The 11,718-nt window shown below is 70.6% G+C and carries 11 protein-coding genes; 5 read left to right on the forward strand and 6 right to left on the reverse strand.

Features of this window, described 5'->3' with window-relative positions:
• The coding region (locus tag A5708_RS27710; RefSeq protein ID WP_331250459.1) for a biotin/lipoyl-containing protein at positions 1-403 on the reverse strand (403 nt) is incomplete at its 3' end.
• A 196-nt stretch (positions 404-599) separates the two neighbouring features.
• Here A5708_RS27710 and A5708_RS24660 point away from each other — a divergent pair.
• Entirely contained in the window at positions 600-2,378 is a 1,779-nt protein-coding gene (locus tag A5708_RS24660) for an SDR family oxidoreductase (protein WP_065031125.1), read from the forward strand.
• A 5-nt stretch (positions 2,379-2,383) separates the two neighbouring features.
• On the opposite strand, the gene A5708_RS24665 is transcribed toward A5708_RS24660, so the two are convergent.
• Complete coding sequence (locus tag A5708_RS24665) at positions 2,384-2,725, reverse strand: aminopeptidase (RefSeq protein ID WP_065031126.1); 342 nt, start codon at positions 2,723-2,725, stop codon at positions 2,384-2,386.
• Positions 2,726-2,868: 143 nt separating this feature from the next.
• Between A5708_RS24665 and A5708_RS24670 the strand changes: the two genes are divergently transcribed.
• Both A5708_RS24670 and A5708_RS24675 read left to right on the forward strand, forming a co-directional pair.
• Positions 2,869-3,318, forward strand: a complete 450-nt coding sequence (locus tag A5708_RS24670; RefSeq protein WP_065031127.1) for a hypothetical protein — start codon at positions 2,869-2,871, stop codon at positions 3,316-3,318.
• Entirely contained in the window at positions 3,315-4,910 is a 1,596-nt protein-coding gene (locus tag A5708_RS24675) for a phytoene desaturase family protein (protein WP_065031128.1), read from the forward strand. The genes A5708_RS24670 and A5708_RS24675 overlap by 4 nt, the downstream gene beginning before the upstream one ends.
• Here A5708_RS24675 and A5708_RS24680 read toward each other — a convergent pair.
• Positions 4,907-6,454 (reverse strand): leucyl aminopeptidase, encoded by a 1,548-nt coding sequence (locus tag A5708_RS24680; RefSeq protein ID WP_065031129.1) that lies wholly within the window; start codon positions 6,452-6,454, stop codon positions 4,907-4,909. The two genes, A5708_RS24675 and A5708_RS24680, sit on opposite strands and share 4 nt — an antisense overlap.
• Positions 6,455-6,484: 30 nt before the next feature.
• Complete coding sequence (locus A5708_RS24685) at positions 6,485-7,588, reverse strand: adenylate/guanylate cyclase domain-containing protein (protein ID WP_065031130.1); 1,104 nt, start codon at positions 7,586-7,588, stop codon at positions 6,485-6,487.
• 44 nt (positions 7,589-7,632) lie between these two features.
• Between A5708_RS24685 and gcvT the strand changes: the two genes are divergently transcribed.
• Both gcvT and A5708_RS24695 read left to right on the forward strand, forming a co-directional pair.
• Positions 7,633-8,727 carry a glycine cleavage system aminomethyltransferase GcvT gene (gene gcvT / locus A5708_RS24690; protein WP_196772738.1) on the forward strand — a complete coding sequence of 365 codons (1,095 nt, stop codon included), beginning with the start codon at positions 7,633-7,635 and terminating at the stop codon, positions 8,725-8,727.
• Positions 8,728-8,782: 55 nt separating this feature from the next.
• The gene (locus A5708_RS24695) at positions 8,783-9,892 is read left to right on the forward strand and encodes a branched-chain amino acid aminotransferase (protein WP_065031132.1); all 1,110 of its coding nucleotides are present in this window, start codon (positions 8,783-8,785) and stop codon (positions 9,890-9,892) included.
• A 92-nt stretch (positions 9,893-9,984) separates the two neighbouring features.
• Here A5708_RS24695 and A5708_RS24700 read toward each other — a convergent pair whose 3' ends face one another.
• Positions 9,985-10,743, reverse strand: coding sequence for an adenosylcobinamide-GDP ribazoletransferase (locus A5708_RS24700; protein WP_065031133.1), 759 nt, complete (start codon positions 10,741-10,743; stop codon positions 9,985-9,987).
• Positions 10,740-11,718: nicotinate-nucleotide--dimethylbenzimidazole phosphoribosyltransferase (gene cobT, locus A5708_RS24705; protein WP_231118009.1), on the reverse strand; the 979-nt coding region annotated here is incomplete at its 5' end. The genes A5708_RS24700 and cobT, both read right to left, overlap by 4 nt.

Here is an 11,718-nt window from a genome sequence, read left to right on the forward strand (position 1 = left end):
AGCACCGGCTGGAAGAGGGAGCCTTCGAGGCCGACCTCGGCCTGTGAAGAAGGACATGCGAACGTGGCTCGGGCTGGGCAGGGGCCGCGGACTGCGCCTGCGGCTCCGGCTGGCTCGGCGCCGGCGCGGCCGGCTGCGAGTCGCCACCCGCGGCGCCACCCTCGGAGGCGTCGCCGATGACGGCCAGCTCGCCGCCGACCTCGACGGTGTCGTCCTCCTGGGCGACGATCTTGGTCAGCACACCGGCGGCCGGCGACGGGATTTCGGTGTCGACCTTGTCGGTCGACACCTCGACGAGCGGTTCGTCGAGTTCGACCGTGTCGCCTTCCTGTTTGAGCCAGCGGGTGACCGTCCCCTCGGTGACGCTCTCACCGAGTGCCGGCATCTGGACGGAGAAGGCCATCTTTTTTGACTCCTCGATCGCTCGTGGGTCGGGGCGGGTCGATCAGCTCTTGCGGAAGGCGAAGTAGCAATCCAAAACTATCCTGTCACTGCGCCCTTGTCGGCATACATCCAGGGCAGATACCCCGCGTCGGGCGGGTGACGCCGATCACGCTTGCTACGGTGTGGCCACTGCAGTCAGAGCGGGGAGGTCGGAGATGCCGCCATCACAACAAGTACCCCAACATTTCGTCGACAGCGCCGACGGCGCCCGCATCGCGGTCTACGAAGAGGGCAACCCGGACGGCCCCACCGTCGTGCTGGTGCACGGCTTCCCCGACTCGCATGTGCTGTGGGACGGGGTCGTCCCGCTGCTGGCCGAGCGGTTCCGGATCATCCGCTACGACAACCGCGGAGTCGGGCTGTCCTCGGTGCCCAAGCCGGTGTCGGCCTACAGCATGGACCGCTTCGCCGACGACTTCGCCGCGGTGACCGGCGAGCTGAGCCCGGGCGGCCCCGTGCACGTGCTGGCCCACGACTGGGGCTCGGTGGGGGTGTGGCACTACCTGAAGCGTCCCGGCGCCAACGACCGGGTCGCGACGTTCACGTCGGTGTCCGGGCCCGCCCAGGACCAGCTGGTCGATTACATCTTCAGCGGCCTGCGGGCCCCGTGGAAGCCGCGCACCTTCGTCCGGGCGATCAGCCAGGCGCTGCGGCTGACCTACATGATCTTCTTCTCGATCCCGGTGCTCGCGCCGTTGTTCCTCCGGCTGACCATGTCGGTCGCGGCGCTGCGCCGCAACGCGGTCGACAACATCCCCGTCGAGCAGATCCACCACTCCGAGAAGCTGGCCTCCGACGCCGCCCATTCGGTGAAAACCTATCCCGCCAACTACTTTCGGTCGTTCTCCGGTCGCAAGCAGGGCGTCGCGGTCATCGACGTGCCGGTGCAGCTCATCGTCAACACCAGGGACAAATACGTGCGGCCCTACGGCTACGACCGCACCCCGCGCTTCGTGCCGCGGCTGTGGCGCCGCGACATCCAGGCCGGCCACTTCTCGCCGATGTCGCATCCGCAGGTGATGGCGGCGGCCGTGCGCGAGTTCGCCGACCAGGCCGAGGGCAAGCAACCGAGCCGCGCACTGCTGCGAGCGCAGGTGGGGCGTCCCCGCGGGTCGTTCGGCGACACCCTGGTGTCGGTCACCGGCGCCGGCAGCGGGATCGGCCGCGAGACCGCGTTCGCCTTCGCCCGCGAAGGCGCAGAGCTGGTGATCAGCGACATCGACGAGGCGGCGGTGAAGGCCACCGCGGCCGAGATCGCCACCCGGGGCGGCGTCGCGCACGCCTACGTGCTCGACGTGTCCGACGCGCAGGCGGTGGAATCGTTCGCCGAGCGGGTCAGCACCGAGCACGGCGTGCCGGACATCGTCGTCAACAACGCCGGCATCGGGCACGCGGGCGGATTCCTGGACACCCCGCCCGAGCAGTTCGACCGGGTGCTCGACGTCAACCTGGGCGGCGTGGTCAACGGGTGCCGCTCGTTCGCCCGGCGGATGGTGGAGCGCGGCACCGGCGGCTACATCGTCAACGTGTCCTCGATGGCGGCCTACGCCCCGCTGCAGTCGCTGAACGCCTACTGCACGTCCAAGGCGGCGACCTACATGTTCTCCGACTGCCTGCGCGCCGAACTCGACGCCGCGGGGGTGGGGCTCACCACGATCTGCCCCGGCGTCATCGACACCAACATCATCAACACCACCCGATTCGACGCGCCCGCGGGAAAGCAGTCCGATGACGTCGACGGCCGCCGCGGGCAGCTGGGCAAGATGTTCGCGCTGCGGCACTACGGCCCCGACAAGGTCGCCAACGCGATCCTGTCATCGGTCAAAAAGAAGAAGCCGATCCGCCCGGTGGCGCCGGAAGCCTATGCGCTGTACGGCCTTTCGCGCCTGGCGCCGCAGGGTCTGCGCAACGCCGCGCGGATGCGGGTGATCTGAGGCGGCTAAACGCCCGGTTTCGCCCCGCGACGTCCCGTCAACAGCGTCGCACCGATCGCGATGACGCCGAGCACCGCCAGCGGTATCGCCCACGCGCGCCGGCTGCCCACCGACGACTGGCACTGCGCGACATAGTCGGTGTGCGGGATGATCTGGTTCAGAATGGGGATGTTCGCTCCATTGCTGTTGTTCGCGCTCTGCGCCGCGGAAAGGTCCGTCGCCACCGCGTTTCCGCAGCCGACCGAGTGGCCGTTGCTGTCGGACACCGATACCGGCGCCAGCAGTCCGATGACTCCGGCCAACAACAGCACGGCGCCCACACCGATGATCAACCGTCGCACCGTCATGGTTTCGCCTTTCGTCGTCGGGCATTTCGACCGCTAGGGAGATTAGCCGCGGTCCACCCCCGGTAAACCCGAGCTTGAGGCCGCATAACCCCCCGATTGCCGGGTATCCGCCGCGATAACCGAGGACATGGAGGGGTTCTGAGGTGATCACTGCAACGCGTGAGGTACCCGAGTCGTGTGAGCGGGTGTGGGAGGTGCTCGCCCAAGGCTGGACCTACACCCAATGGGTGGTGGGCAACAGCCGCATGCGGGCCGTCGATCCGAACTGGCCGGAGCCGGGTTCCTCGATCCGGCACTCGATCGGGATCTGGCCGTTGGTGATCAACGACGCGACCATCGTCGAGGAGAGCGAACCGCCGCACAAGCTGGTGCTGCGTGCCCGGCTGGGCCCGCTGGGCGCCGCGCGAATCACCATGCTGCTGCACGAGATTCCGCAGGGCTGCCGGATCGAGATGATCGAGGTGCCCGCCGAGGGCCCGATGGCGGCCATTCCCGATTCCCTTGCGCTGGCGGCGGCCTACCCGCGCAATAAGGAGTGCCTGTGGCGGCTGGCCGCGCTGGCGCAGCGCCTGGAGCCGAGCCAGGTGAAGTGACCGTGCGTGACACCGCCGATGCCGTCGTGATCGGGGCGGGGCACCACGGGCTGGTGGCGGCGTCGATGCTGGCCGACGCGGGCTGGGACGTGTTGGTACTGGAAGCCCAGCCCGAACCGGGCGGGGCGGTGCGCAGCGCCGAGCTGACACCGGGCTACATCACCGACCTGTTCAGCTCCTTCTACCCGATGACGGTGGCGTCCCCGGCGATGACGGCGCTGCGGTTGGAGGATCACGGCCTGCGGTGGGCGCATGCGCCGACGGTGGTCGGGCACCCGCGCAACGGCGCCGACGACGACCCGCCCATCGTGTACCACGATCCCGCCCGGACGGCAGCGGAATTCGCCCGGCGCACGCCCGCCGACGGCGAGAACTGGTGGCGCCTGGTGGAGCTGTGGAACAAGATCAAGGGCCCACTGCTCGACGCGATGCTGGCGCCCTTCCCGCCGGTGCGTCCCTTGCTCGCGCTGCTGCGCAGGCTCGGCACGCCGGAAGCGGCCCGGGTCGCGCGTCTGCTGGTGCAGCCGGCTAACGCGATGGCGAGTCAACTGTTCGAGGGCGAGGCGCCGCGAGTGTTGTTGTTGGGCAATGCAATGCACGCCGACGTCCCCCCGGATGCACCGATCAGCGGCGCCATGGGTTTCCTGATGACGATGCTGGCCCAGGATGTCGGCTGGCCGGTGCCGGTCGGCGGATCGGGCCAGCTCACCGCGGCGCTGGTGAATCGCGCCCGCTCGGCCGGAGCGCGAATCGAATGCAATCAGAACGTTTCTCGCATCCACGTGCAGGCCGGCCGCGCGGTCGGGGTGACCACCGCAGAGGGGCGATCGGTGACCGCCCGTCGTGCCGTGGTGGCCGACGTGACGGCACCGCGCTTGTTCTGCGACATGCTGCCCGCCGACGCGGTGCCCGAGGCGCTGCGTCGCGAACTCCGGCACTACGAGTGGGATCCGCCGGTGGTGAAGGTCAACTACGCACTGGCAGAGCCGATTCCGTGGCGGGCGAAAGACCTGCGGTCGGTGGGAACCGTGCACCTGGGGGCCGACGGTGATGGACTGACCCGCTGGATGGCCGACCTGAACACCCGGGTGATACCCGAGCATCCGTTCATGTTGCTGGGTCAGACCACCACGGCAGACCCGAGCAGATCGCCCGCCGGTACTGAAAGTGTCTGGGCCTACACGCATCTGCCGCGGAACGTGTCCGACGACGTGTCTGCGGACCGGTTGGCGACGGCGGTGGACCGGGTCATCGAAGAGCATGCACCGGGCTTCGGGTCGGCGGTGATCGACCGGTTCGTGCAACGGCCGTCGGATCTGGAGGCCAACGACGCCAACCTGCATCTCGGGGCGCTGAACGGCGGAACCGCGCAGTTGCACCAGATGTTGGTCTTCCGCCCCGCGCCGGGCATGGGCCGAGCCGAAACACCGGTCGAGCGGCTCTATTTGGGCAGCGCGTCGGCGACGCCGGGCGGCTCGGTGCACGGTGCGTGCGGGCGCAACGCGGCCAACGCCGCTCTGGCCGCCGACGGCGCGGCCGGCTGGCCGCGCCGCAAGTTGGCCCGGGCGGTGCTCAAACGGCTGACCGGCTAGCCGTTTTCGGCGATGTCCTCCAGGACCGCGAACATGGTCCGGGTCGGCACGCCGGTGGAGCCCTTCGGCGAGTAGCCCCACGGGCTGCCGGTGTTGTATGCCGGGCCGGCCACGTCGATGTGCGCCCAGTTCACGCCGTCGGCGACGAACTCACGCAGGAACACCCCGGCCACCAGCATGCCGGCGAAGCGCTGCCCGCTGATGTTGGACAGGTCGGCCACCGTGGACTTCAGGTCTTCCTTGAGCTCGTCGGGCAGCGGCATCGGCCAGCCGTTCTCGCCGACCTGCTGTGAGATCGACGCGACGCGGTCGCGGAATTCGTCGCTGCCCATCACCCCGGGGATCCGGGCGCCCAGCGCCACCGTCTGCGCGCCGGTCAGGGTGGACGTCTCGATCAGGTAGTCGGGGTTGTCCTCGCACGCCCGCACGATGGCGTCGGCCAGGATCAGCCGGCCCTCCGCGTCGGTGTTCTGCACCTCGACCGTGATGCCGCCGTACTGCGTCAGCACGTCGCCCGGGCGCTGCGCGGTGGCCGACGGCATGTTCTCGGCCATCGGCACGGTGGCGATCACGTCGATCGGAAGTTTCAGCTGCGCGGCCAGCGCGACGGTCGCGATCACCGCGGCCGCCCCGCCCATGTCTGAGGTCATGTGGTGCATGCCCGCGGCCGGCTTGATCGAGATGCCGCCGGTGTCGAAGGTGACCCCCTTGCCGACCAGCGCCACTCGCTTGGCCTGCTTGGATTTCTTGGCCAGCTTCGAACCGCGGTGGGTCAGGCGCACCAGCCGCGGCGGACGAGACGAGCCCTGCCCGACGCCGATGATCCCGCCGTAGCCGCCCTTCTGCAGCGCCTTGTCGTCCAGCACTTCCACCTCGAGGCCGACGGCCTCACCCAAAGCCCTTGCGCGCTTGGCGAATTCGGCGGGGAACAGGTGGCTCGGCGGAGTGTTGACGAAGTCGCGCGCGGTGGCGACGGCGGTCGCCACGGCGGCACCGTGCGCGGCGTCGCCCTTGGCGTCCTTCGCGGTGGCCAGCACCGTGATCTTGCGCAGCCCTTGGTCTTTGGGCGCCGTCTTGTCGCTGCGGAATTCGGTGAACCGGTAGCTGCCCAGGATCAGGCCCTCGACGGTGGCCGAGGCGACGCCCTCACCGGGCAGTTCGGCCAGCGTGGTGAGCACCGATTCGGTCTTGCCGAGCGATCGCGCGGCCACCCCGGCCGCGCGACGGATGGTGTCGGCCGGCCAGTCGGATCGCGGTTTGCCCAGGCCGACGGTCAGCACGCTGGACACCGGCAGCGACGGCACCACCAGGCGGTGCACCTGCTCGGCGCCGCCCGTGGCCTCCAGCGCCCGCAGGCCGGCTTCGATCTCGCCGACCGCGTCGGAGGACAGGAACGGCTCGGCCGCCGCAACGGCCGCGCCCGGCTTGTCGTCCTCGCCGGTCGAGACGACGGGCACGATCAGCACGGTGGACGCGGCGGCGCGCCGTGGCAGCGAGGAGGCGACGGTGACAGAAGGGGCCTGGTATGCCGGTTCGGTACTCACGCGTAACCACCCTAGTCACCGGGATCGGCCTCAGCTCGGTGGCGTCCCGGCGCTCATCTCGAAAGCCGGCACGGGGTCGTCAAACCCCTTGAGTGTCAACGGGCCATGGGCGACGGCGGGCCAGTTCGGCAGTTTCTCGTGCACGGTCGGCGCGGCGAGTATCTGTCCCGGCTCCGCGGCCGCCACGAGGCGCGCGGCCAGGTTTACCGGGTTGCCGAAGTAGTCGCCGTTGATCGCCAGGGCCGTGCCGTAGGCGAGGCCGGCGCGGACCTGCAGACCCTCCTCGCGCGCCCGCGGGTGGTCGACGAGATCGCCCGCCGCTTTGACGAGTTGCTCGGGCGACGCGCTCACCCACATCACCTCGTCGCCGATGAACTTCACCACCCGGCCGCCGTCGCGCAGGACCACGTCTGAGACGGTTCCCGCGAACTCGTTGAGCAGGTCCGACAACTGCGCGGGGGTAAGCGCGTTCGTGAGCACGGTGAAGCCTGACAGATCGGCAAAACCGATCCCGCACACCACGCTTGTCGAGGTGTCGCGCAGGACGCCCTCGAAGTGGGTTCGGGCGCCGGTCAGGTGGTGGCGGTGCACGACATCGATCAATGGACCGATCCGGGGGACGAACTCCGCGACCGCGCGGTACGCCTGCGCCGTGGCGAGCTCGTCGTGGGTGTGGTCCATCTGGATGTCCGGCGTCCCGGCGCGGATCGCCGTCGACTCGGCCTCGGCGAGCCGGGCCATCGCGGCGCCGAGGACCCGCAGCATGCCGTGCGCGCCGGCCTCACCCACCACCACCTTGAGCGCGACCCAGGTCGACAAGGCGTCGACGTCGGCCTGGCTCAGCACGGGAACGTCGGGCCCGGCGACGGTCAGGCCGAGCAACGCCCACGCGTTCGCCACCTCTTCGGCCGATATGCCGAGTTCCTCGGCCGCGGCCTGCACGGTGTAGATCGGGCGGCCCGACCAGGCCAGGACATCACCGGCGAGCCCGAACAGCCGGCCGCGCCGTTCGGCTTCGACCATGTCGTCGACCGTGAAGCCGAGGTCGTCGAGGTACTTGATCAGGTCGGCCCGTTCACGCGGGTTGGCGATCCCGGCGGCCTCAAGCTGCTCGAAGTCGTACGACTCGGACACCTGCCCAAGTGTGCCAGCATCGGAGCGGATTAGGGTGGGACGCCGTGAGCGAGCTCGAGCACGGACCGCTGGAAGACCGTCATCGCGATTTGGGCGCCAATTTCGCCGAGTTCGGCGGCTGGCTGATGCCGGTCTCGTATGCCGGCACCGTCAGCGAGCACAACGCGACGCGCAACGCGGTCGGCCTCTTCGACGTCAGCCACCTGGGCAAGGCGTTGGTCCGCGGGCCGGGGGCGGCGCAGTTCGTCAACTCCGCGCTCACCAACGACCTGAACCGGATCGGGCGCGGGAAGGCGCAATACACGTTGTGCTGCACCGAATCCGGTGGCGTCGTCGACGACCTGATCGCCTACTACGTCGACGACGACGAGATCTTCCTGGTGCCCAACGCAGCCAACACCGCCGCCGTGGTCGAGGCGCTGCAGGCCGTCGCCCCGGCCGCGCTGACCATCACCAACCAGCACCGCTCGTTCGCGGTGCTGGCCGTGCAGGGACCTCGGTCGGCCGACGTGCTCGGGCAGCTGGGCCTGCCCACCGACATGGACTACATGGCGTACGCCGACACCTCGTTCTCCGGCGTGCCCGTGCGGGTCTGCCGCACCGGTTACACCGGCGAACACGGCTACGAGCTGCTGCCGCCGTGGGACTCCGCCGGTGTGGTGTTCGACGCCCTGGCCGAGGTGGTGGGCGCGGCCGGCGGCGAGCCGGCCGGACTGGGCGCCCGCGACACGCTGCGCACCGAGATGGGCTATCCGCTGCACGGCCATGAACTCGCGCTCGACATCTCGCCGCTGCAGGCCCGCTGTGGCTGGGCGATCGGCTGGAAGAAGGACGCGTTCTTCGGTCGCGACGCGTTGCTGGCCGAGAAGGAGGCCGGCCCGGCGCGGCTGCTGCGCGGGCTGCGGATGGTCGGTCGCGGCGTGCTGCGCGCCGGGCTGACGGTGCTCGCCGGCGACACGCCGGTGGGCGTCACCACCTCGGGCACGTTCTCGCCGACGCTGCAGGCCGGGATCGCCTTGGCGCTCATCGATGCCGATGCCGGCGTCGAGGACGGTCAGGAGATCACCGTCGACGTCCGCGGCCGCCCCGCGGCATGCGAAGTGGTGCGCCCGCCTTTCGTCGCGGTGAAAACCCGCTAGCCGCGCCGCTTGTGCGGGCGAAATCCGATTCGGTAGGCGGATATACAATCGGCCAATGACCAGTGGCTCCCTCGAGTTCACGGTTTCGCGCTCGGCAAGTCCGGCAACTGAGGCTGAACGCGAAACCATCCTGGCCGAGCCGGGTTTCGGCAAGTACTTCACCGATCACATGGTGTCGATCGACTACGACGAGGCCGGCGGCGGTTGGCACAACGCGCGCGTCGTCCCGTACGGCCCCATCGAGCTGGACCCGTCCGCGATCGTGCTGCACTACGCGCAGGAGATCTTCGAGGGGCTCAAGGCGTACCGCTGGGCCGACGGCTCGATCGTGTCGTTTCGCGCCGAGGCCAACGCCGCCCGGCTGCGGTCCTCGGCGCGGCGGCTCGCCATCCCGGAGCTGCCCGAAGAGCTGTTCATGGAGTCGCTGCGCCAACTGATCGCCGTCGACAACGCCTGGGTCCCGGCGGCCGGCGGCGAGGAGGCGCTGTACCTGCGTCCGTTCGTCATCGCCACCGAGCCCGGGCTGGGTGTGCGGCCGTCCAAGCGGTACCGCTACCTGGTGATCGCCTCGCCGGCCGGCGCCTACTTCAAGGGTGGCATCAGCCCGGTCACCGTCTGGGTGTCGACGGAATACGTGCGGGCCAGCCCCGGCGGCACCGGCGCGGCCAAGTTCGGCGGCAACTACGCGGCGTCGCTGTCGGCCCAGGCCGAGGCCGCGGCCAACGACTGCGACCAGGTGGTGTGGCTGGACGCCGTCGAGCGGCGCTTCGTCGAAGAGATGGGCGGGATGAACATCTTCTTCGTGTTCGGCAGCGGCGGATCGGCGCGGCTGGTCACCCCGGAGCTGTCCGGCTCGCTGTTGCCCGGCATCACGCGGAACTCCTTGCTGCAGTTGGCCATTGACGCCGGATTCTCTGTCGAGGAACGCAAGATCGACATCGATGAATGGCAGAAGAAGGCCGCCGCCGGGGAGATCACCGAGGTGTTCGCCTGCGGCACCGCCGCGGTCATCACGCCGGTCTCGCACGTGAAATACGGCGACACCGAATTCACCGTCGCCGACGGCCAGCCCGGCGAGGTGACGATGGCGTTGCGGGACACGCTGACCGGGATCCAGCGCGGCACCTTCGCCGACACCCACGGCTGGATGGCAAAGCTGGGCTAGCTGTACTGCCCAGGCAGTACAGCTAGAACCGCACCGCCGCCCGGCTGCCCGGGCGGTCGGATGTTCGCGCCCGGCTGGCCGGGCGCTCGGGTCTAGAACCGCACCGCACCCGCGAGCAGCACCGCGGTCACCGTCGTGGTCAGCTCGATCGCGGCGCCCAGCACGTCGCCGGTGATGCCGCCGAACCGGCGCACGCAGTGCCGCACCAGGATTGCCCCGCAGCCCAGGCCAAGCAGCACCGCCACCGGCCCCTGCCACGGCCGCGGCCCGACCGGCAGCGAGGCGGCCAGCAGCACCGCGACCCAGGCCGTCACCACCAGGGTCGGCTGGCTTCCGGCGACCCGGACGCCCAGGGCGCTGCCGCCGGCGGCCGGCACCGACCGGTGCCCGGCCAGCACCGCGGTCACCCGGCCCGCGAAAACCGCCACGGCCACCGCGACCACCCCGGGGACCACCCGGTCCGCGGCCCCCAGCGCCGAAAACGCCAGTGCCTGCAGCATGATCACCACGACCACGGCCGCGACGCCGAACGGCCCGGTCGACCCCTCACGCATCACCGCCAGCGCCCGCTGCGGGGGCCCGTAGCAGCCCAGGCCGTCGGCGGTATCGGCGACGCCGTCGACGTGCAGGCCGCGGGTCGCGAGCAGCAGCACCGCGACCGCGAGCAGCCCGGGCAGCGGGCTGGACCGGCCGAACACCCACACGCCACCCCAGGTCACGGCCGCGGCCAGCGCCCCCAGCGCGGCGCCCACCACCGGCAGCGCGGTCATTGCGCCGCGACCCATCGGCGCGTTGCCCGGGACGGGCAGCACCGTCCCGAACGAGAAAGCCGTTGCCAGCGAACGGATCACGACGGGGGAGCGGCCTGATCGGGACCGTCGGCGCGGTCGGAAACACCGGCCTGGGTGAAGGTCGCCATCGACGACAGGGCGGCCACCGCGGCCCGCAGCACCGGCAGCGCGAGCGCGGCGCCGGTGCCCTCGCCCAGCCGCATCCGCAGGTCGAGAATCGGATCCAGGTCCAGCGCCGTCAGCGCCAAACCGTGGGCGGGCTCGGTGGACCGGTGACCGGCCTGCCACCACAGCCGCGCACCCGGTGCCAGGTGCTCGGCGACCAGCGCGGCCGCCGTCACCGCCATCCCGTCGAGCAGCAGCGGTGTGCGTCGGACCGCGGCCTGCGCGCAGAAGCCGGCCAGCGCGGCCAGGTCCGCGCCCCCGGCGCGGCGCAGCAGCGCGACCGGATCGGGCAGCACCTGCCGCGCGCGAAACAGGGCGTCGCGGACCGCCGCCGTCTTGCGGGCCCACCCGGCGTCATCGATCCCGGTCCCGAAACCCACGGCGACGACCGGCTCGACGTTGGTCAGCGCGGCCACCAATACCGTTGCGGGCGTGGTGTTTCCGATTCCCATGTCGCCGGCGATCAGCAGGTCGGCGCCGGCGTCGACCTCCTCGTCGGCGATGGCGGCGCCGGCGGCGAGCGCCCGCGCGGTCTCCTCGTCGCTCAACGCGTCCTCGACCCGGATGTCGCCGCTGGAGCGCCGCACCTTGTGCGCGCCGATCCGTTCGGTCAGCGGGTCCGCGTCGACCGCGAGGTCCACGACCCGCACCGTCGCCCCGGCGACGTCGGCCAGGGCGTTGATCGCGGCCCCGCCGGCATCGAAGTTGGCGACCATCTGCGCCGTCACCTCCGGCGGGTAGGCCGACACCCCCGACCGGGCGACACCGTGGTCGCCGGCGAACACCACCACCCGGGCGCGCTGGGCCGCCTCGAGGATTTGTCGGTATGGGTCGCGTCGTGTCAAGGGCAATGCCCGCCTGAGCAATTCC

The sequence above is a fragment of the Mycobacterium colombiense genome (genome assembly GCF_001672755.1).
In the GTDB taxonomy this organism is placed as follows: Bacteria; Actinomycetota; Actinomycetes; order Mycobacteriales; family Mycobacteriaceae; genus Mycobacterium; species Mycobacterium colombiense_C.